Source organism: Pseudomonas jinjuensis (assembly GCF_900103845.1).
Lineage (GTDB): Bacteria > Pseudomonadota > Gammaproteobacteria > Pseudomonadales > Pseudomonadaceae > Pseudomonas > Pseudomonas jinjuensis.
Map to the genome: position 1 here is coordinate 79,538 of NZ_FNIJ01000020.1, position 20,921 is coordinate 100,458.

General features: G+C 68.3%; 17 protein-coding genes and 1 pseudogene. 7 read left to right on the top strand and 11 right to left on the bottom strand.

What is annotated here, in order from left to right; all coding sequences use genetic code 11:
- Positions 1–41: 41 nt before the first annotated feature.
- Positions 42–1,079, bottom strand: a complete 1,038-nt coding sequence (locus BLR75_RS23300; protein ID WP_084314114.1) for a patatin-like phospholipase family protein — start codon at positions 1,077–1,079, stop codon at positions 42–44.
- 103 nt (positions 1,080–1,182) lie between these two features.
- Here BLR75_RS23300 and selD point away from each other — a divergent pair, with 103 nt between their 5' ends.
- Positions 1,183–2,217, top strand: a complete 1,035-nt coding sequence (gene selD, locus BLR75_RS23305) for a selenide, water dikinase SelD (RefSeq protein ID WP_084314115.1) — start codon at positions 1,183–1,185, stop codon at positions 2,215–2,217.
- Entirely contained in the window at positions 2,217–3,311 is a 1,095-nt protein-coding gene (gene mnmH, locus BLR75_RS23310; RefSeq protein ID WP_084314116.1) for a tRNA 2-selenouridine(34) synthase MnmH, read from the top strand. Before selD ends, mnmH begins: the two co-directional genes overlap by 1 nt.
- A 278-nt stretch (positions 3,312–3,589) precedes the next feature.
- Here mnmH and BLR75_RS23315 read toward each other — a convergent pair whose 3' ends face one another.
- Positions 3,590–3,937 carry a GFA family protein gene (locus BLR75_RS23315; RefSeq protein WP_084314117.1) on the bottom strand — a complete coding sequence of 116 codons (348 nt, stop codon included), beginning with the start codon at positions 3,935–3,937 and terminating at the stop codon, positions 3,590–3,592.
- Between the two features lie 118 nt (positions 3,938–4,055).
- Here BLR75_RS23315 and BLR75_RS23320 point away from each other — a divergent pair, with 118 nt between their 5' ends.
- Both BLR75_RS23320 and BLR75_RS23325 read left to right on the top strand, forming a co-directional pair.
- A complete protein-coding gene (locus BLR75_RS23320) occupies positions 4,056–4,334 on the top strand; it encodes a hypothetical protein (RefSeq protein WP_084314118.1) in 279 nt (92 codons plus the stop codon).
- 85 nt (positions 4,335–4,419) lie between these two features.
- The gene (locus tag BLR75_RS23325; protein WP_084314119.1) at positions 4,420–5,028 is read left to right on the top strand and encodes a flavin reductase family protein; all 609 of its coding nucleotides are present in this window, start codon (positions 4,420–4,422) and stop codon (positions 5,026–5,028) included.
- 6 nt (positions 5,029–5,034) lie between these two features.
- On the opposite strand, the gene BLR75_RS23330 is transcribed toward BLR75_RS23325, so the two are convergent.
- Positions 5,035–6,750: a SulP family inorganic anion transporter gene (locus tag BLR75_RS23330; protein WP_084314120.1), complete on the bottom strand. Its 1,716-nt coding sequence runs from the start codon at positions 6,748–6,750 to the stop codon at positions 5,035–5,037.
- Positions 6,751–6,940: 190 nt separating this feature from the next.
- Complete coding sequence (locus BLR75_RS23335; RefSeq protein ID WP_084314121.1) at positions 6,941–7,945, bottom strand: NADP-dependent oxidoreductase; 1,005 nt, start codon at positions 7,943–7,945, stop codon at positions 6,941–6,943.
- Between the two features lie 392 nt (positions 7,946–8,337).
- On the opposite strand from BLR75_RS23335, the gene BLR75_RS23340 reads away from it, so the two are divergent.
- Positions 8,338–9,099: an SDR family oxidoreductase gene (locus tag BLR75_RS23340; protein WP_084314122.1), complete on the top strand. Its 762-nt coding sequence runs from the start codon at positions 8,338–8,340 to the stop codon at positions 9,097–9,099.
- A 13-nt stretch (positions 9,100–9,112) separates the two neighbouring features.
- On the opposite strand, the gene BLR75_RS23345 is transcribed toward BLR75_RS23340, so the two are convergent.
- From BLR75_RS23345 to BLR75_RS23355, 3 genes are all read right to left on the bottom strand, one after another.
- Positions 9,113–11,848, bottom strand: coding sequence for a cation-transporting P-type ATPase (locus BLR75_RS23345; protein ID WP_084314123.1), 2,736 nt, complete (start codon positions 11,846–11,848; stop codon positions 9,113–9,115).
- Positions 11,849–11,996: 148 nt separating this feature from the next.
- On the bottom strand, positions 11,997–13,184 hold the full coding sequence (locus BLR75_RS23350) for a benzoate/H(+) symporter BenE family transporter (protein ID WP_084314124.1): 1,188 nt from the start codon (positions 13,182–13,184) through the stop codon (positions 11,997–11,999).
- A gap of 10 nt (positions 13,185–13,194) precedes the next feature.
- Positions 13,195–13,803 (bottom strand): LysE family translocator, encoded by a 609-nt coding sequence (locus BLR75_RS23355; RefSeq protein WP_084314125.1) that lies wholly within the window; start codon positions 13,801–13,803, stop codon positions 13,195–13,197.
- A gap of 224 nt (positions 13,804–14,027) precedes the next feature.
- Between BLR75_RS23355 and rluB the strand changes: the two are divergent.
- Together rluB and BLR75_RS23365 are read left to right on the top strand one after the other, a co-directional pair.
- Positions 14,028–15,259 (top strand): annotated as a pseudogene (gene rluB, locus BLR75_RS27130) (23S rRNA pseudouridine(2605) synthase RluB); the annotation flags it as partial.
- Between the two features lie 662 nt (positions 15,260–15,921).
- Complete coding sequence (locus BLR75_RS23365) at positions 15,922–16,131, top strand: cold-shock protein (RefSeq protein WP_084314127.1); 210 nt, start codon at positions 15,922–15,924, stop codon at positions 16,129–16,131.
- A gap of 134 nt (positions 16,132–16,265) precedes the next feature.
- Here BLR75_RS23365 and BLR75_RS23370 read toward each other — a convergent pair whose 3' ends face one another.
- From BLR75_RS23370 to BLR75_RS23385, 4 genes are read right to left on the bottom strand one after another with little or no spacing between them, the layout of a single operon-like run.
- The gene (locus tag BLR75_RS23370; RefSeq protein ID WP_084314128.1) at positions 16,266–16,649 is read right to left on the bottom strand and encodes a hypothetical protein; all 384 of its coding nucleotides are present in this window, start codon (positions 16,647–16,649) and stop codon (positions 16,266–16,268) included.
- 15 nt (positions 16,650–16,664) lie between these two features.
- Positions 16,665–17,468: a putative RNA methyltransferase gene (locus BLR75_RS23375; RefSeq protein WP_084314129.1), complete on the bottom strand. Its 804-nt coding sequence runs from the start codon at positions 17,466–17,468 to the stop codon at positions 16,665–16,667.
- The gene (gene dapE, locus BLR75_RS23380) at positions 17,468–18,616 is read right to left on the bottom strand and encodes a succinyl-diaminopimelate desuccinylase (RefSeq protein ID WP_084314130.1); all 1,149 of its coding nucleotides are present in this window, start codon (positions 18,614–18,616) and stop codon (positions 17,468–17,470) included. The genes BLR75_RS23375 and dapE overlap by 1 nt, the downstream gene beginning before the upstream one ends.
- 60 nt (positions 18,617–18,676) lie before the next feature.
- Positions 18,677–20,908 carry a DEAD/DEAH box helicase gene (locus BLR75_RS23385; protein WP_084314131.1) on the bottom strand — a complete coding sequence of 744 codons (2,232 nt, stop codon included), beginning with the start codon at positions 20,906–20,908 and terminating at the stop codon, positions 18,677–18,679.
- Positions 20,909–20,921: the final 13 nt, after the last annotated feature.

Genomic DNA, 20,921 nt, shown 5'->3' on the forward strand with positions numbered 1-20,921 from the left:
TTGCTCCTGCAATTCCATCATGCGCCGGCGTGGCGCCGCGCTCAGAGGTTGTCGCTCTCGTACCGGTCCAGCGTGTCGCTGGCGATCTGCCGGCCCAGCTGGATCAGCTCCGGCGCCTTGTAGAACTCGAAGAAGCGGCACACGCGCTTGGGCACGTTGATCAGGATGTCCGGCGGGTAGCCGGCGATCTTGTACTGCGCCAGCGACGTCTGCATCACCTCGAAGCTCTGGTTGACCAGCTCCAGCAGCGAGGCCGGGCTGCTGCTCTCGATCACCTTGATGCCGCTGGCGGATCGTGGCGAGCCCTTGGCCTGCGGAGCGGCGGCGGGTTGCTGCAGTTCCGGTTCGGCGGGTTGCTCGGAAGTCACCGGTATCGGCGCCAGCAGCGCTTCGGCGAGCAGTTCCGGCGGGGTGTTGTTTTCCGACTGGCGACGCAGGAAGTTCAGCTTGCTGCTCAGGCTGCCGATCATGCTGTCGAAGCGCGCCTTCAGCGCGGCGGGGCGCTCGATGACCGGCAACTGGTAGCGGCTGTTGTTGGTGGCGTTGAGGTTCACCGCGATGATCAGGTCGGCATGGCTGGACACCACCGGCACGATCGGCAGCGGATTCAGCAGGCCGCCATCCACCAGCATGCGGTTGCCCTGCACCACCGGGGTGAACAGGCTGGGAATCGCCGCCGAGGCGCGCATGGCCTGGTGCAGGCTGCCTTCCTGGAACCAGATTTCCTGCTGGTTGACCAGGTCGGTGGCGACCGCCGTGTAGGGGATCGGCAGGTCTTCTATATTGATCTCGCCGATAATTTCGTGAATCTTGCCGAAAACCCGCTCGCCGCGGATGGCGCCGAGGCGGAAGCTGACATCCAGCAGGCGCAGCACGTCGAGGTAGTCCAGGCTTTCCACCCAGTCGCGGTACTCGCCCAGCTTGCCCGCCGCGTACAGGCCGCCGATCACCGAGCCCATGGAGCAGCCGGCGATGCAGGAAATGTTGTAGCCGCGCCGCTCGATTTCCTCGATCACGCCGATGTGCGCATAGCCGCGCGCGCCGCCGGACCCCAGAACCAGCGCCACCTGTTTCGCCATATGGATTCCCCCTTGCCACCTGTTTTGACGATACGCCGGGGAGGCATGGGCGCCAAGGTCGGCTTTGATAGAATCGCCGTCTGACCTTTTCCTGGAGATCGCGATGAGCGAACCGATCCGCCTCACCCAGTACAGCCACGGCGCGGGCTGCGGCTGCAAGATTTCCCCCAAGGTGCTGGAAGTGATCCTCGCCGGCAGCGGGGCGCAGAACCTCGACCCGCGCCTGTGGGTCGGCAACGCCTCCCGCGACGATGCCGCCGTCTATGCTATCGACGGCGAGCGCGGGGTGGTTTCCACCACCGACTTCTTCATGCCGATCGTCGACGATCCCTTCGACTTCGGCCGCATCGCCGCCACCAATGCGATCAGCGACATCTACGCCATGGGCGGCGATCCGCTGATGGCCATCGCCATCCTCGGCTGGCCGATCAACGTGCTGGCTCCGGAAATCGCCCGCGAGGTGATCGCCGGCGGGCGCAAGGTCTGCGACGAGGCGGGCATCCCGCTGGCGGGCGGCCACTCCATCGACGCCCCCGAGCCGATCTTCGGCCTGGCCGTCACCGGCCTGGTGGAAAAGCGCTTCATGAAGCGCAACGACACCGCCAGCGAAGGCTGCCGGCTGTACCTGACCAAGCCGCTGGGCATCGGCATCCTCACTACCGCCGAGAAGAAGGCCAGGCTGCGCGCCGAGGACGTCGGCGTCGCCCGCGACTGGATGTGCACCCTGAACCGCCCCGGCAGCCGCTTCGGCAAGCTGGGAGGGGTGACCGCGATGACCGACGTCACCGGCTTCGGCCTGCTCGGCCATCTGGTGGAGATGGCCGACGGCAGCGGCCTGACCGCGCGCATCCGCTTCGACGCGGTGCCGCGCCTGGCCGGCGTCGACTACTACCTGGAGCAGGGCTGCGTGCCCGGCGGCACCGGACGCAACTTCGACAGCTACGGCCAGCGCATCGCGCCGCTGCCGGAAGTGCAGAAGCTGCTGCTGTGCGACCCGCAGACCAGTGGCGGCCTGCTGGTGGCGGTGACCCCGGAAGGCGAGGCGGAATTCCTCGCCGCCGCCGTCGAACTGGGCCTGCAGCTGGCGCCGATCGGCGAACTGGTGGCCCGACAGAGCCACGCGGTAGAGGTGGCGTGATGCGCGAGAACACCCGGCACTATCGCGAACTGTTCCTCGGCGACGTGCCGATGATGGATGTGCGCGCCCCGGTGGAATACGGCAAGGGCGCCTTCCCGCATACGGTGAACCGGCCGCTGATGAACGACGTCGAGCGGCAGAAGGTCGGCACCAGCTACAAGAACCACGGCCAGCAGGCGGCCATCGCCCTCGGCCACGAGCTGGTCAGCGGCAAGCTCAAGGAGGAGCGCATCGCCGGCTGGGCGGCGTTCGCCCGCGAGAATCCCGAAGGCTACCTGTACTGCTTCCGCGGCGGCCTGCGTTCGCAGATCGTCCAGCAGTGGCTGAAGAGCGAGGCGGGCATCGAGTATCCGCGGGTGATCGGCGGCTACAAGGCGATGCGCGCCTTCCTCTTCGACACCACCCGCGCCGCCACCGAGGAGTGCGACTTCGTGCTGGTCGGCGGCATGACCGGCACCGGCAAGACCGAAGTGGTCGCCCAGCTGGACAATGCCCTGGACCTCGAAGGCCACGCCAACCACCGCGGCTCCGCCTTCGGCCGCCGCGCCACGCCGCAGCCGGTGCAGATCGATTTCGAGAACCTGCTGGCCATCGACATCCTGAAGAAGCGCCATGCCGGCATCGAACGCTTCGTGCTGGAGGACGAGGGCCGCATCGTCGGCAGTTGCTCGGTGCCGCTGGAGCTGTACCAGGGCATGCAGCGCTACCCGCTGGTGTGGCTGGACGACAGTTTCGAGCACCGCGTCGAGCGCATCCTCAAGGACTACGTGGTCGACCTGTGCGCCGAGTTTGTGGACGTGGTGGGCGTGGAGGGCGGCTTCGACGCCTTCGCCGCCTACCTGCGCAAGAGCCTGTCCGGCATCGTCAAGCGCCTGGGCGGCGAGCGCTACCAGCGCCTGGCGGCGATCCTGGATGCGGCGCTGGAGGAACAGCAGCGCAGCGGCGCGGTGGACCTGCACCGTGGCTGGATCGAGGGGCTGCTCGGCGAGTACTACGACCCGATGTACGCCTTCCAGCTGGAAAGCAAGGCCGAGCGCATCGAGTTCCGCGGCAACCAGGCGGAAGTGGTGGAGTACCTGCGCGCCCGAGCGTAGGGTGCGGACCAGACCGTAGGGTGGATGGCGCTTTTTCCATCCACCATGGTGGGCATGGCACGCGGGAATGGTGGATCGATGGAGCGTGACCCACCCTACGTCCTGACGTTGCCTGTAGGAGCGGGCCATGCCCGCGACCGTACGTGTTGTCGCGGGCATGGCCCGCTCCTACGCGGTTTCGCTGGAATGTCCGGGTAGGGCGCATAACGCGCCAGCGTTATCCGCCGATGGGTTCGGGCGCGGCGCTTGCGGCGGATAACCGCGAACGGTTATTCGCCCTACGCATTCCTGCCATCGTATTTGCGCACCGTGAGGCCGTCCGCATCCACATCCGGCAGGCAGCGCACGTTCACCGCCACCATCGGGCTGCCGTCCGGCATGTTGCCGAAGGCCAGCGGGGCGCAGCCGCAGGTGGGGCAGAACTTGTGCTGGATTTTGTGGGTGTTGAAGGTATAGGTGCTCATGGCGCTTTCCGGCGTGCTCAGGCGCAGCTTGTCGCGCGGCGCGAACCACAGCAGCGAGCCGCGCCGGCTGCAGATCGAGCAGTTGCACTGGATGACTTCGCCGATCTCGCCTTCCACCTCGAAGGCGATCTGTCCGCAATGACAGCTGCCGTGATGAAGCATGCTCGAATCTCCCCTGGTGGATGGCCTGCGCACAGTGTAGTCCGCCACTTCCGGCAGAACGCGCATCCGCCGGCGGCGGTCTAAGCTGGAGAATCACTATTCCTGCGAGGACCATTCCATGACGCGTACCCTGACCCTGCTTGCAATCGCCCTGCTGGTAGCCGGCTGTTCGGGCAAGACGGTGAACCGCGACAGTTGCGCCACTGAACTGAGCGCCGCCTGGCAGGAGCTCGACCTGGCCAAGGCCGAAGGCTTCGCCGGCACCGTCAGCTATTCCAAGGCGCTGACCCTGATCACCGCCGCCAAGACCGAGCAGCAGGTCGAGTCCTACGGGGGCTGCCTCGACAAGGCCGAAAAGGCGCGTTTCTACATCAAGGAATCCCGCGCCGGCCGTTGAAGGAAGGCCGCGGAAAGGCATAATCCTCGCGCCGGAACCGCTGTCAGCGGCTCCGGCGTTTCCTTTCCTGGCTTGCGGAAATCCCATGCAACTCGACTTCTCCACCCTCCCGCCGGCGGACGCCTACCGCTGGCTGGCCTCCACCGTCACGCCGCGTCCCATCGCCTGGGTCTCCACGCTGTCCGCCGAGGGTCGCAGCAACCTGGCGCCGTTCAGCTTCTTCCAGGTGATCAGCGACGAGCCGCCGACGCTGATGGTCAACACCAGCCTGCGCGACGACGGCAGCGTCAAGGACACCCTGCGCAACGTGTGGGAAACCGGCGAACTGGTGATCCATCTGGTCAGCGCCGCCCAGGCCGAGCGGATGAACGCCACCGCCGCCTGGCTACCCCACGGCGCCAGCGAGTTCGAGCACGCCGGTATCGCCACCCTGGCCAGCGAGCGCGTCGCGCCGCCGCGGGTGGCCGATGCCACTGTGGCCTTCGAATGCCGGCTGGCGGAGATCAAGCCGTATCCGGCCGAGCGGCCGAACTGTCACCTGATCTTCGCCGAGGTGCTGCTGGCGCACATCGACGACGCCGTGCTGCTCGACGAGCGCCATGTCGACCCCGCGCGCCTGGATCTGGTCGGCCGTCTCGGCGGCAGCCAGTACGCCTACACCCGCGAACGTTTCAGCATGATCAGGCCGAAGTAGCACGGCCTAGGCGGGTTCCCGGCGCGCCTGCAGCGTCTCGCCGACCTGCTGGCGCTTCCAGTGGCGGAAGGCGTTGACCCCGGAGCGCACCGAGCTGAACACCAGCGGCGGCTTGACCTCGCCGAGCATCTTCGAGCGCTGCAGCAGCTCCAGGGTCTGCCCGGTCGCCCGCGCCAGCGACAGGTGCACGCCCTGCGCGGCGAGGGTCTGCTGGACCTCGCGCAGGGTGGTCAGGCCGCTGATGTCCATGCTGGTGATGCCTTCGGCGTTGAGCAGCACCGCGTTGGGCTGCCCGGCCGCTTCCACCACCTCCAGCAGGCGCTCCTTGAAATAGTCGGCGTTGAAGAACAGCAGCGGCGCATCGAAGCGGTAGATCACCAGGCCGGGCAGGGTCTGCGCCTGCGGATAGCGGCTCAGCTCCACCTGGCCGTCGATGCCGTGCACCCAGCCGAGCACCGCGTCGCTCGGACGATAGGTGAAATACAGCATGCGCAGCAGGGCGATGGCGATGGCGACGAGGATGCCCGGCAGCACGCCGACGCTGAGCACGCCGATGGTGGTCAGCAGGCACAGGCCGAACTCGAAGCGGCTGAGCTTCCAGAAGCCCTTGAGCGCCTTCACGTCGATCAGCCCCCAGCCGGCCATCATCAGCACCGCGCCCAGCGCCGGGATCGGCACCCAGCCCAGCGGGCCGCTGAACAGCACCAGCACCAGGCCGATCACCAGGGCGACCACGACGCTCACCAGTTGGGTCTTGCCGCCGACCATGTCGTTCACCGCGGTGCGCGAGTCGGCGCCGCTGATGGCGAAACCCTGGGAAACCCCCGCGCCGATATTGGCCAGGCCGAGGGCGATGAACTCGTGGTTGGCGTTGACGCTGTAGCCGTGGCGGGCGGCGAAGCTGCGCGCGGTGAGCATGGCGCTGCAGAAGCTGACCATGGTGATGCCGGAGGCGTCGCGCAGCAGGCCGAGCAGCTCGTTGTAGTTGCTGCGCGGCCAGGTTAGCTCGGGCAATCCCTGGGGCACCGCGCCGAGCAGGGGGATGCCGAAGCGGTCGAGGCCGAGCAGCGCGGTGACCAGGGTCGCCAGCAGCACGCCGAGCAGCACCCCGGGAACCTTCGGCCAGCGTCGAGGCGTCAGGGCGATCAGCGCCAGGGTGGCCAGGGCCAGCGTGAGGCTGGGCAGGTGCGCGTCCGCCAGGTTGCGCAGCAATGCCAGCATGCCGGCGACGAAGCCGCTGGTCTCGGCGTGGTAGCCGAGCAGCTTGCCCAGCTGGCCGGCGATCAGGCTGATGCCGATGCCGTTCAGGTAGCCGACCAGGGTTGGCCGCGACAGGAAGCTGGCGACGAAACCGGCGCGGGCGAACCCGGCAGCGATGGATAGCAGGCCGACCATCACCGCGACGATCATCGACAGCTGCAGCAGGCGCTGGGGATCGCCGGCCGCCAGCGGGGTGATCGCCGCCGCGACCATGGCCGCGGTGGCGGCGTCCGGGCCGACCATCAGTTGCCGCGAACTGCCGACCAGGGCGTAGATCAGCATCGGCAGGATGCAGGCATACAGTCCGACCTGGGCCGGGAAGCCGACGATCTGCGCATAGGCGATGGCGGTGGGAATCTGGATCGCGGCCACCGACAGCCCCGCCTGGATATCCGGCGCCAGCCAGGAGAAACGGTAGTGCAGCAGGCGGTGCAGGCCGGGGAGCCAGCGGACAGGAGGCATTCGAGAGATTCCGCAAGGTGTCTGGATAGGAGCTTAGCCAGACATCATCGGGACGCGATGAATCCTTATCGTTCCCCACGCTCCTGCGTGGGAATGCAGCTCTCGACGCTCCCGCGTCGCTGGGACGCGGAGCGCCCCCGGATGGGTTCCCACGCGGGAGCGTGGGAACCATGAAGCGCGGGCTACTCCCTCAAACCTTCAGCACCAGCTTGCCGAAGTTCTCCCCGCTGAACAGCTTCAGCAGCGTTTCGGGGAAGTTCTGCAGGCCCTCGACCACATCCTCGCGGGATTTCAGCTTGCCCTCGGCCAGCCAGGTGGCCATTTCCCTGAGCGCTTCGGGGAAGCGGTCGGCGTAGTCGACCACCACCATGCCCTCCATGCGCGCGCGGTTGACCAGCAGCGACAGGTAGTTGGCCGGCCCGCGCACCGACTCCTTGTTGTTGTACTGGCTGATCGCGCCGCAGATGACGATGCGCGCCCTGGGCGCCAGGCGGGTGAGCACGGCGTCGAGGATGTCGCCGCCGACGTTGTCGAAGAACACGTCCACGCCCTTGGGACATTCGCGCTTCAGACCGGCCTGCACGTCCTCGTGCTTGTAGTCGATGGCGCCGTCGAAGCCGAGCTCGTCGATCAGGTAGCGGCACTTCTCCGCGCCGCCGGCGATGCCGACCACCCGGCAGCCCCTGATCCGCGCGATCTGCCCGACCACGCTGCCCACCGCACCGGCCGCCGCGGAAACCACCACCGTCTCGCCGGCCTTCGGCTGGCCGACGTCGAGCAGGCCGAAGTAGGCGGTCATGCCGGTCATGCCCAGCGCCGAAAGATACAGTGGCAGCGGCGCGCGGTCCGGGTCGACCTTGTAGAAGCCGCGCGGCTCGCCGAGGAAGTAGTCCTGCACGCCGAGGGCGCCGTTCACCGTGTCGCCCACGGCGAAATCCGGATGCTGCGAGGCGATCACCTGGCCGACGCCGAGGGCGCGCATCACCTCGCCGATGCCGACCGGCGGGATATAGGAGCGGGCGTCGTTCATCCAGCCGCGCATGGCCGGGTCCAGCGACAGGTACTGGTTCTTCACCAGCACCTGCCCGGGGCCGGGCTCGCCGGCGGGGGATTCGACGTAGGCGAAGGTGTCGCGGTCCGGCATGCCGACCGGGCGTTTGGCGAGCTGGAACTGTCGGTTGGTCTGGGCGGGCATGGTGGGGTCCTCGGTTCGTTGGCTAGTGCGCAGTGGTGGAAGGGCTCCCGTAGGAGCATCGGGATACCGGACCTGTAGGAGCCAGCTTGCTGGCGATCCCGGACTTGCCGGCAACCACCGAGCTGCCGACTGGCACGGCTGATCGCCAGCAAGCTGGCTCCTACGTTGTGCGCATGCTTTGGATGGGCTACTCAGGGCATAGCCCCACCCACCGATATCGGCAAGTTCCACCCGCCCGCTGAAGAATGAATCATCCACGCCGGTGATGTGCCGTGCCATCCAACATCATCCATCCGGATGCCCGGTGTATCACCGTCCTGATAGTGCTTCGCTGCCGATGCGTGCTGGCTAGACTCCGGCGAACTCCCCCAGAAACCTTCGAGGACAGTTCCATGAGTCAGCTGCTTTCCGGCCAGGTCGCCCTGGTCACCGGTGCCGGCGCCGGCATCGGTCGCGCCACCGCCCAGGCTTTCGCCCGCGAGGGCATCAAGGTCGTGGTGTCCGACGTGGACGCCAGGGGCGGCGAGGCCAGCGTCGAGGCGATCCGTGCCGCCGGCGGCGAGGCGACCTTCATCCGCTGCGACGTGACCCGCGATGCCGAGGTCGCCGCGCTGGTGGCCGGTACCCTGGCCGCCTACGGCCGGCTCGACTACGCCTTCAACAACGCCGGCATCGAGATCGAACGCGGCCGCCTGGCGAATGGCAGCGAGGCCGAGTTCGACGCGCTGATGAACGTCAACGTGAAGGGCGTGTGGCTGTGCATGAAGCACCAGATCCCGGTGATGCTCGCCCAGGGCGGCGGCGCCATCGTCAACACAGCGTCCGTCGCCGGCCTCGGCGCAGCGCCGAACATGGCGATCTATTCCGCTACCAAGCACGCGGTGATCGGCCTGACCCGCTCGGCGGCCATCGAATATGCGCGGAAGAAGGTGCGCATCAATGCCGTCTGCCCGGCGGTGATCGACACCGACATGTTCCGCCGCGTCTGCGAGAGCGATCCGGCCAAGGCCCAGTCGGTGGCCGCCATGCACCCCGTCGGCCGCGTGGGCCAGGCGGAGGAAGTCGCCGCCGCGGTGCTCTACCTGTGCAGCGACGGCGCCGGCTTCAGCACCGGCGTGGCCCTGCCGGTGGATGGCGGCCTGACCGCGGTCTGAGCATCCCGATCGGTCAATGCCGGGACAGCCGCGCGGCCAGCCCGCAGCGGCGGATCACCAGTTTCTCCAGTTCGGCGCCGAGGAACACCAGCAGCCCGGCGCCCAGCACCCGCGACCATTCCTCCAGGCTCAGCCCGGTGGAACCGAATATCCCCTGCATCCACGGCGCATAGGTGAAGGCCAGTTGCAGCGGTACGCAGATGGCGATCGCCAGCAGTACCCAGCGATTGCCGAGCAGCCCTTCGCGGCTGAGCACCGAGCCGAAGATCGCCCGGCTGTTGATCAGGTAGAACATCTCCGCCGCCACCACCGCGTTCACCGCCATGGTCCGCGCCGATTCGATGCTGGTGCCGCGTTCCAGCTCCCAGACGAACAGGCCGAAGGCGCCGAGCATCATCAGGCAGGACACCATGAACACCCGCCAGACGAAGAAGCCGGACAGCAGCGGAGTGCCCGGCGGCCGCGGGCGGCGCTGCATGATGCCGGGCTCGGCCGGTTCGAAGGCGAGGGCGATGCCCAGGGTGCTGGAGGTGACCATGTTGATCCACAGCACCTGCGCCGGCGTCAGCGGCAGGGCATAGCCGAGGAACAGCGCGGTGATCACCACCAGCGTCTCGCCGCCGTTGGTCGGCAGCATGAACAGGATGAACTTCTTCAGGTTGTCGTAGACCGCGCGGCCCTCGCGCACCGCCCTGGCGATGCTGGCGAAGTTGTCGTCGGCGAGCACCACGTCGGCCACCTCGCGCGCCGCCTCGGTGCCCTTGCAGCCCATGGCCACGCCGACCTCGGCGCGCTTCAGCGCCGGCGCGTCGTTGACGCCGTCGCCGGTCATCGCCACCACCTCGCCGTCCTGCTGCAGGGCCTGCACCAGGCGCAGCTTGTGCTCCGGGCTGGCGCGGGCGAAGACGTCCACCTCGCGGGCCACGCGGCGCAGTTCGTTGTCGTCGATCACCGCCAGTTCGGCGCCGGTCACCGCCGGCCGGCCGACGCCGATGCCCAGCTGCGCACCGATGGCGCGGGCGGTCTCGGCGTGGTCGCCGGTGATCATCTTCACCCGGATGCCGGCCTGCTGGCATTGCTCGACGGCGGCGATGGCCTCGGTGCGCGGCGGGTCGATCAGGCCGACCAGGGCGAGCAGGGTGAAGCCCTCGGCGACGTCGGCGAAGTCCAGCTGCGCTCCGGCCGGCTCCGTACGCCGGGCGGCCAGGGCCAGCAGGCGCAGGCCGCGCGCGGCGGTGTCGGTGGCCATGCGCCGCCAGTAGTCGGGATCGAGCGGGGCGTCGCCGTCGTCCATGAGCTGCCGCGAGCACATCTCCAGGATGCGTTCCGGGGCGCCCTTGACCAGTATCCACGGCTGGTCCGCGCCGTCCCGGTGGCTGCTGGCCATGAAACGGTGCTGGGACTCGAAGGGAATGCTGTCCAGCCGCGGCCAGGCTTCATTGCAGGCTTCCGGCGGCAGGCCGGCCTTGGCGCCGAGCACCAGCAGCGCGCCCTCGGTGGGGTCGCCTTCGATGCGCCACTGGCCGTCGTCCTCGCGCAGCAGCGCGTCGTTGCACAGCACGCCGGTGCGGATCGCCAGTTGCAGGGCGGTCTGCGCGCCCAGCTCCACCGGCTGGCCGTCGACGCTGAAGCCGCCCTCGGGGCTGTAGCCGACGCCTTCCACCTCGTACACCCGGCCGGCGCAGACCACGCGCTGCACGGTCATCTCGTTGCGGGTCAGGGTGCCGGTCTTGTCCGAGCAGATCACCGTCACCGAGCCCAGGGTTTCCACCGCCGGCAGGCGCCGGACGATGGCCTGCTGGCCGGCCATGCGCTGCACGCCGAGGGCCAGGGTCACGGTCATGATCGCCGGCAGCCCCTCGGGGATGGCCGAGGCCACCAGCGCCACCACCATCATGAACATTTCCGCCGGCGTTTCGCCGCGCCACAGGGTGCCGAGCAGGAACACCACGAAGGCGAGGCCGAGAATGACCAGCGCCAGGGCGCGGCCGAAGCGGTCGATCTGGCGCAGCAGCGGGGTGGTCAGTTGGTGCACGCTGCGCAGCATCTGGTTGATCCGGCCCAGCTCGGTCGCGGCGCCGGTGGCCACCACCAGTCCGCTGGCCTGGCCGAACACCACCAGGGTGCCGGAGTAGGCCATGCCGTAGCGGTCGCCGAGGGGCGCGTCGAGCGGCACCGCGTCGGGGCTCTTTTCCACCGGCAGGGATTCCCCGGTGAGCGCCGCCTCGTCGACGCGCAGTTCCTTGCCGGTCAGCAGGCGCAGGTCGGCCGGCACCCGGTCGCCGGATGCCAGCAGCACCAGGTCGCCGGGCACCAGGTCGGCGGCGCCCAGCTGCTGGCGCTTGCCCTGGCGGATCACCGTGGCGCTGGAGGACAGCATGCTGCGGATGGAGTCCAGCGCCGATTCGGCCCTGCCTTCCTGGATGAAACCGATCACCGCGTTGACCAGCACGGCGCCGAGCAGCACGCCGGTGTCGATCCACTGGCCGAGCGCGGCGGTGATCAGCGCGGCGGCGAGCATCACGTAGAGCAGGATGTTGTGGAACTGCAGCAGCAGGCGCAGCAGCGGGCCGCGGCGGCGGGGCGGCGCCAGGCGGTTCTCGCCGTACTGCTCGCGGCGGCGCAGCACCTCGGCCTCGTCGAGGCCTGCGGGGCCGCTGCGCAGCTGGTCCTGCACCTGCTGCGGGGAAAGGCTGTGCCAGGGCGGAGAGGCGCTGCCGCTTGGGCGTGGGACGCGGCGCTCGGTCATGGACTGCTCCTGTCGCGGTTGACCATGCTGGAAGTCAAGCATGGACCGCGCCAGGGAGAACTTGACCTGGGCCAGCCGCGGTCGAATGACGCGCGGCAATATGTTGCCGATCGTTACCGGTGCGCCGCCCGCGGCGACGGCGCCAGGCTCAGCGCCGCCAGTTGAGGATCAGCTGGGTCAGCAGTCCCGCGACCAGCCCCCAGAACGCCGAGCCCACGGAAAGCAGGGTGAAGCCCGAGGCGGTGACCAGGAAGGTGACCAGCGCCGCCTCGCGCTCGCGCGGCTCGGCCATGGCGTTGGCCAGGCCGTTGGTGATCGAGCCGAGCAGGGCGAGGGCGGCCACCGACAGCACCAGCGCCTTGGGCAGCGCGGCGAACAGCGCCGCCAGGGTGGCGCCGAAGATGCCGGCGACGCCGTAGAACAGGCCGCACCAGAGCGCCGCGGTGTAGCGCTTGTGCGGATTCTCGTGGGCCTCGGGGCCGGTGCAGATGGCCGCGCTGATCGCCGCCAGGTTGATGCCGTGGGAGCCGAACGGCGCCAGCAGCATCGAGGCGATGCCGGTCACCGAGATCAGCGGCGAGGCCGGCACCTGGTAGCCGTCGGCGCGCAGCACGGCCAGGCCGGGCATGTTCTGCGAGGCCATGGCGACGATGAACAGCGGGATGCCGATGCTGATGGTGGCGGCCAGGGAGAAGCTCGGCGTGGTCCAGACCGGTTTCGCCACTTCCAGCCGGAAGTGGCTGAAATCCAGCAGGCCGAGGAAGCCGGCCAGGCCGATGCCCAGCAGCAGCGCGACGAACACCGCGTAGCGCGGCGCCAGGCGCTTGGCCAGCAGGTAGCTGAAGAACATCGCCAGCACCAGCAGGGTCTGCTGCTCGGCGGCGCGGCAGATCTCGATGCAGATGCGGAACAGCACGCCGGCCAGCAGCGCGGCGGCCAGCGAACCGGGGACCTGGCGCATCAGCCGGTCGAAGCTGCCGGTGATGCCGCACAGGGCGATCAGCGCGGCGCAGACGATGAACGCGCCGATCGCCTCGGAATAGGGCACGCCGGGCAGGCTGCTGATCAGCAGGGCGGCGCCGGGCGTGGACCAGGCGATGACGATCGGCGTGCGGTAGCGCAGGGTCAGGCCGATGGTGGTCAGCGCCATGCCGATCGACAGCGCCCAGATCCACGAGGAAATCTGCCCGGCGCTCAGCCCGGCGGCCTGGCCGGCCTGGAACATCAGGATCAGCGAGCTGGTGTAGCCGGTGAGCATGGCGACGAAGCCGGCCACCACGGCGGCGGGCGAGGAGTCGGCGAGAGGGCGCAGGCGGGCGCTGGTCGGGGCGGTCATGCGGTATCCGTCAGTGTGCAGAAGCGAACAGGGGGTAAAGCGAGGCGACGAGCAGCAGGGCCATGCCGACATTGAAGACCCTGAGCCGGGCCGGTTCTTCCAGCCAGTGGCGCAGCAGGCTGCCGGCGATCGTCCAGACGCCGACGCTGGGGAAGTTGACCACGGCGAACAGCACGGCGATCAGCAGCACGTTGCCGATGAAGTCCTGCTGCGGCGTGTAGGTGGTGATGGCGCCGATCGCCATGATCCAGGCCTTGGGGTTGACCCACTGGAAGGCGGCGGCCTGCAGGAAGCTGAACGGCTTGCTGCCGCTCGTCGCCGAAGCGGTCTGCGGCGCGCCGGCGTTGGCGATCTTCCAGGCCAGGTACAGCAGGTAGGCGCCACCGAGGTAGCGCAGCACCGTGTAGGTGATCGGGAACAGTTCGAACAGGCGGTTCAGCCCCAGGCCCACCGCGACCACCAGCGCCAGGAATCCGATGCTGATGCCGAGCATGTGCGGCAGCGTGCGGCGCACGCCGAAGTTCACCCCGGAGGCGAGCAGCATCATGTTGTTGGGGCCCGGTGTGATCGAGGTGACGAAGGCGAACATCAGGAAGGCGGCGAGGAGTTCGATGGGCATGGCGGCGATTTCGGCTTTTTTCGCAGGCTAATCGCTGCGGCGCGGGTTGTCCCGTAACAGCCGGGCGTGGAACGGGCCGTACAGTGGCTGCTTCGTCGGCCGGAAACATCCGGCTTGAAGCAATTCGACTAGGCTTTCCCGATCACAAGCGGTGCGTAGTCCCGCGCAAGCGCGTATGATGCGCGCCCTTTCTTTCGTTGCATGACACACCGGGAGGTGCCCAGATGACCGACACGCACGAAAACCAAGAACATTCCCCAGCCCCCGCCGGCGAGAAACTGCAGAAGGTTCTCGCGCGCCTTGGCGTGGGCTCGCGCCGCGACGTGGAAGCCTGGATCGAGGAAGGCCGGGTCAAGGTCAACGGCGCCGTCGCCAGCCTCGGCCAGCGCGTCGACAGCCATGACGCCATCGCCGTCGACGACCACCTGATCCGCCGCGACGCCGGCGAGGAAAGCGTGCGCCGCGTGCTGATCTACAACAAGCCGGAAGGCGAGGTCTGCACCCGCGACGATCCGGAAGGCCGCCCGACCGTGTTCGACCGCCTGCCGCGCCTGCGCACCGGCCGCTGGATCAACATCGGCCGCCTGGACATCAACACCACCGGCCTGCTGCTGTTCACCACTGACGGCGAACTGGCCAACCGCCTGATGCACCCGTCCTACGAGATGGACCGCGAATACGCCGTGCGTGTGCGCGGCGAGGTCGACGAGGACATGATCGAGCGCCTGAAGAACGGCGTGATGCTGGAAGACGGCCCGGCCAAGTTCAGCGACATCCAGCAGGCGCCGGGCGGCGAAGGTTTCAACCACTGGTACCACGTGGTGGTGATGGAAGGCCGCAACCGCGAAGTGCGCCGCCTGTGGGAATCCCAGGGCGTGGTGGTGAGCCGCCTGAAGCGCGTGCGTTTCGGCCCGGTGTTCCTCACTTCCGAGCTGACCATGGGCCGCTGGCGCGAGATGGAGCAGCGCGAAATCGACATCCTCAGCGAGGAAGTCGGCCTGAAGCCGGTGGCACTGCCGAGCATGTCCACCAAGGCCAAGGAAAAGCTGGAGCGCCAGCAGCGCAAGCTGTCCAAGCCGCTGGCCCGTAGCGAGCGTCCGGATGCCGGCCGTGGTTCCCGCGCCCGCAAGGAGGCCGCCGAGGGCGAGCGTCCGCGTCGTGCTCCGCGTCCGGGTGCCACCAGCGAGCGTCCGGCCCGCGCGCCGCGTGGCGAGGCGGTGGAAGGGCGCGCTCCGCGTCGTTCCCGCGACGAGGCGGGTGACAGCCGTGCGCCGCGTCGTTCCCGTGACGAGGCGGGTGACAGCCGGGCTCCGCGTCATCCGCGTGGCGAGGCCGGTGAAAAACGTGCTCCGCGCTATCCGCGTGACGAGGCAGGCGAGAAGCGTGCTCCGCGTTCCCCGCGTGGCGAAGCCGGCGAAAGCCGCGCGCCGCGCGCTCCGCGCCAGGATTCCCGGCACGAAGGCAGTGGCCGTCCGGCCCGCGCGCCGCGTCCGGCCGAGCGCAAGCAGGGTGCCCCGCTGGCGGAGCGTCCGAGCGACGTCAACCGCAAGCGCCCGGCCAAGCCCCACGCCGAGCACGGCGAACGCCCGGCCCCGGCCAAGCCGCCGCGCAAGCCGATCGCCAAGCGCCGCCCGCAACCGGCAGGCGAGGGCAGCCGCCCGGGGTTCCGCCGCTAACCTCGCTCCAATCGTTCCCATGCTCCCGCGTGGGAACGCACCCCAGGACGCTCCCGCGTCCGGCTTACGGTAACGGTCAGTTCCACCTTCGCCCGCCGCAATGGCGGGCGACATTTCTTCGCTGGCAAGCTGGCTACGGCATGCGCCGTGTTCGCGTGGGTTCGCCGCAAATATCGCGGAAATACCCGGAAATATCCCCTGCAAGCCCCGTGGAATGGCACTTTGGCCAACTCTGATGGCATCTCTCCGGATGTGAAGAAAGTACTTTGCTCCCGCAACTTTTGATTTATATACTCCAGAGCGCGGTCGCCTTAAGGGCGTTATTCGAAATCCGCTCCGGCAATACTTCGGGTGGACGACGAAGAGCGATTCCTGGTGCTCCGTCGAAGTCCTCATTTCGGGGGCCACCCAAAAATAAAATTGCAAGCTGGAGAGTGTGGTAATGGCTGATCGTGAGATCGGAACCGTCAAATGGTTCAATGACGCCAAGGGCTATGGATTCATTCAACGTGACAGCGGTCCGGACGTTTTCGTCCACTACCGCGCCATCCGTGGCGAGGGTCACCGCTCCCTGGTCGAAGGCCAGAAAGTGGAGTTCTCGGTGATCCAGGGTCAGAAAGGCCTGCAGGCGGAAGACGTCGCCAAGGTCTGAGCCCCCGAAAACAAAGGCCCGTCGAATGACGGGCCTTTGTTTTTTCAGCATCCGGCAAGCGCCGCGCTTTTGTAGGAGCGAGCTTGCTCGCGAACCTTCTCTTCGCCGGCAAGGTAGGAGTGGATTGATGGGCCTCAGCCCGTCCGCCAGGTGATTTCCTCGACACCTTCCGCGCTCACCTTCAGCCAGCGGTCGGCATCATCCTCGCCCTGATCCTCGCTCCAGCCACCCGGGGCGCAGCGTACTTCCACGCCCAGCGCGGCGCAGGCGGCGCGGGCGCAGGAAAGGTCGTCGTCCCAGGGCGTCACGGAGCTGTCGATGAACAGGCTGTGCCACTTGCCCACCGCCTTCGGCAGCCAGGTCAGCGGAATCACGCCATTCGGGCTGTCCGCCTCGCACTTGAAGGTTTCGCCCTGCGCGCGCCATTCGGAGCAGGGGCCCAGCGCTTCGGCCAGCCAGGCGGAAACGGCGGCCTGGTCGGCGTCCTTCAGGTAGATCTCGATATCCGGTTGGCGCATCGGGGCCTCTTCAGATTATTTGCGTGCCAGCCAATCGTAGCGCACCGCCACGGTGACCTCGAAAGGCTCGGCGAGGATTCGTTCGCGCCGCTGCGGGTTGACCCGCCAGCCGTGCGGGGTCATCGCCAGCAGGTTTTCCCGGGCTTCGCGGGTGTCCAGCGGCAGGCGATAGCTCAGGGTTTCGGTATGCGCCAGGGACAGCTCGGCGGGCAGGTCGGCGAGGTGCTTGTCGTCGACGTAGTCGCGCACTTCGTCGTACAGGCGCTGGCGCAGTTCGAGCAGGTGCTCGCTGGCCGGGCCCAGGCGCAGCACGCCGCCGCCCGGTTCCAGCAGGCGCACGGCCTCGTTCCAGTCGATCGGGCTGAACACGCTGGCGAGCAACTGGCAGGAGGCGTCGGCCAGCGGCACCCGGGCCATGCTGGCGACCATCCAGGTCAGCTCTGGCGCGCGGCGGCAGGCGCGTTTGACCGCCTCGCGGGAGATGTCCAGCGCGTAGCCGTCGCTGCCGGGCAGGGCCTCGGCCAGTTGCGCGCTGTAGTAGCCCTCGCCGCAGCCGATATCCAGCCAGCGCGCCGGCGCGCGTTCGGCGGCCAGTCCGGCCAGGCGCCGGGCCAGCGGGACGTAGTGGCCGGCGCCGAGGAAGTCGCGTCGCGCCTCGACCATGGCGGCGTTGTCGCCCGGGTCGCGGCTCTTCTTGTGCTGCACCGGCAGCAGGTTCAGGTAGCCCTGGCGCGCGCGGTCGAAGCGGTGGCCGGCAGGGCAGGCCACGCCGTTGTCGACGTTGGCCAGCGGCGCCTGGCAGATCGGGCAGGTGAGCATCAGGCGAGCAGCCGGACCAGGGTCTGGTAGTAGATCTCGGTGAGCAGATCGAGATCGCTGGCCAGCACCCGCTCGTTGACCTGGTGGATGGTGGCGTTGACCGGGCCGAGTTCCACCACCTGGGTACCCATGGTGGCGATGAAGCGCCCGTCCGAGGTGCCGCCGGAGGTGGAAGGCGTGGTGTCGCGGCCGGTCACCGCCTTGATGCTGGCGGAAACCGCGCCCAGCAGTTCGCCCGGCTGGGTGAGGAACGGCAGGCCGGACAGCGCCCAGTCGATGTGCCAGTCCAGCCCGTGCCTGTCGAGGATCGCCGCGACGCGCTGCTGCAGGCCTTCGACGGTGGATTCGGTGGAGAAACGGAAGTTGAAGATCACCAGCAGTTCGCCGGGGATGACGTTGGTCGCGCCGGTGCCGCCGTTGATGTTGGAAATCTGGAAGCTGGTCGGCGGGAAGAATTCGTTGCCGTCGTCCCAGTGCTCGGCGGCCAGTTCGGCCAGTGCCGGGGCGGCGAGGTGGATCGGGTTCTTCGCCAGGTGCGGGTAGGCCACGTGGCCCTGCACGCCGCGCACGCTGAGTTTCGCGCCGAGGGAGCCGCGGCGGCCGTTCTTCACCACGTCGCCGACCAGGCTGGTGCTCGACGGCTCGCCGACGATGCACCAGTCCAGGCGCTCGCCGCGCGCGGCCAGGCGTTCGACCACGGCCCTGGTGCCGTGCTGCGCCGGGCCTTCCTCGTCGCTGGTGATCAGGTAGGCGATGCTGCCCTTGTGGTCCGGGTGGTCGGCGACGAAGCGCTCGGTGGCGATGATCATCGACGCCAGGCTGCCCTTCATGTCCGCCGCGCCGCGCCCGCAGAGCATGCCGTCGGCATCGATCAGCGCCTCGAACGGCTCGTGCTGCCAGGCCTGTACCGGGCCGGTGGGCACCACGTCGGTATGCCCGGCGAAGCACAGCACCGGGCCGTTGCCGCCGTCGCGGCCGGCACGCCGGGCCCAGAAGTTGTCCACTTCCTCGATGCGCATCGGTTCCAGATCGAAGCCGCAGGCGGCCAGGCGCTGCATCATCAGCTGCTGGCAGTCGGCATCGACCGGAGTGACGGAGGGGCGGCGGATCAGGTCGCAGGCAAGGGCCAGCGTCGGCGACAGGGACATCGGGAAGCTTCCTGGGGATGGAACGGAAAAGGCGCTCATCTTAAAGCAAAAACGCCGGCACTACTCGTCGGACATGGCCGGCAGCGGGGCGAACAGCGCGTCGATGTCGGCGCTGTCCAGTTGCAGGCCGCCTTCCTTCCCGCCTTCCAGCACGCTGGCGGCCAGCGTGGCCTTCTTGCGCTGCAGCTGCTGGATCTTCTCTTCCAGCGTGCCGCGGGCGATCAGCTTGTAGACGAACACCGGCTTGTCCTGGCCGATGCGGTAGGCGCGGTCGGTGGCCTGGTTCTCGGTCGCCGGGTTCCACCACGGGTCGTAGTGGATCACCGTATCGGCGGCGGTGAGGTTGAGGCCGGTGCCGCCGGCCTTGAGGCTGATCAGGAACAGCGGCACCTTGCCGTTCTGGAAGTCTTCCACCGGAGCGCGGCGGTCGCGGGTCTCGCCGGTGAGTCGGCTGTAGGCGATGCCGCGCTTGTGCAGCTCCGCCTCGATCAGTTCGAGCATCGAGGTGAACTGCGAGAACAGCAGGATGCGCCGGCCTTCGGCGAGCAGTTCGTCGAGCATTTCCAGCAGGCTGGCGAGCTTGCCGGAAGTTGCCCGGCTGGCGGCGCTCTTCAGCAGGCGCGGATCGCAGCAGACCTGGCGCAGCTTGAGCAGCGCATCGAGGATGACGAGGTGGCTGGCCTCCAGGCCCTTGCGCTGGATTTCCTCGCGAACCTTCCTGTCCATCGCCAGCCGCACGGTTTCGTAGAGGTCGCGCTGCGCCTCGCCCAGCTCGATCCAGTGGGTGATCTCGCTCTTCGGCGGCAGTTCGGTGGCGACCTGTTCCTTTTTTCGGCGCAGCAGGAAGGGTTTGATCCGCGCATTGAGGTGCGCCAGCCGCTGGCGGTCGTCGAGTTTCTCGATGGGCGTGCGGTAGAGCCGGGTGAACTCGCGGCCCGCGCCGAGCCAGCCGGGCATCAGCAGGTTGAACAGCGACCACAGCTCGCCCAGGTGGTTTTCCAGCGGCGTGCCGGTCATGCACAGGCGCTGGCGCGCCTGCAGTCGGCTGGCGGCCACGGCGGCCTTGCTGGTGGCGGTCTTGATGTACTGCGCCTCGTCGAGGATCAGCAGGTGCAGCGGCTGTTGGCACAGGACTTCGATATCCCGCGGCAGCAGGGCGTAGGTGGTGAGGATCAGGTCGTAGCGCTGCAGATCGGCGAAATCGCCATGCCGCCGCGATCCGTGCAGGGTCAGCACGCGCAGGCCGGGAGCGAAGCGTGCGGCTTCGTCCTGCCAGTTGGCGATCAGGCTGGTGGGCATCAGCACCAGTGCAGGGTGATCCAGCCGACCCGATTCTTTCTCCACAAGGATGTGGGCCAGCGCCTGCAGGGTCTTGCCCAGGCCCATGTCGTCGCCGAGGACGCCGCCGACGCCCAGTTCGCGCAGGGCCTGCATCCAGCTCAGGCCTTCCAGCTGGTAGGGGCGCAGCGTCGCCTGCAGGCCGGCCGGCGCGGCGCACGTTTGGGCACGGTAGTCGCGCAGCCGCCGGGCGAAGGCGCGCAGGTTTTCGCCGCCCTGCCATTCCAGTGGCAGTTCTTCCAGGGCGCCGAGGCGGGCGGCGTCGGGAATGCCCAGACGCAGGGGGATATCCCAGCGGGTGCGCATATGCAGTTCGCCAAGGGTGGCGAGAATGGGCCGCAGCCTGGAGAAGGGCAGCTCGATATGGATCGGCTTGCGCTCTGCATCGAGCGGCACGGTGATGCTGCCGCCCGGTTGCGCCGCGCAGTCTTCCAGCAGTTCGGGATGGGCGCGGATGGTACGGATGAGTACCGGCAGCAGGCTGATCCGCCGTCCGTTGACGAGGATGCCGAGTTCGAGATCGAACCAGCCGTTCCCCGGATGCTCCTCGATCTCGGCGAACCAGCCGTCCACCGGCGTGATCTCCACGGCGGGTTCCTTCGGCGCAGAAATCCTGGCGGCTGGCTCGATGATTGGCGGTGCCGGGGCAGGGCTGGCGGCGGTTATCGGGGCGCTGGTCTGCAGATAGAGCAGCACCGCCACGCAGTGCTCGCAGTTGTGGTCGACGGGACAGTCGCAGTTGCCTTCGAATCTTTCCTGTCGCGGGTCGAAGACGATCCGCAGCTCATGGCGCTGCCGGCCCGGGCCAAGGCAGCTGGCCGACACGAAGTCGGCGCCGAGCTGCCTGATCCTGATCTGTTCCGCCCTGGCCTGGCTTTCGCCGCGGATCAGGGCGAGGGCATCGAAATGGCGGCGCCAGCCGAGCGTTTTCAGCCGTGCGACGAAGTCGCTCATGGCGCCGCTGCCG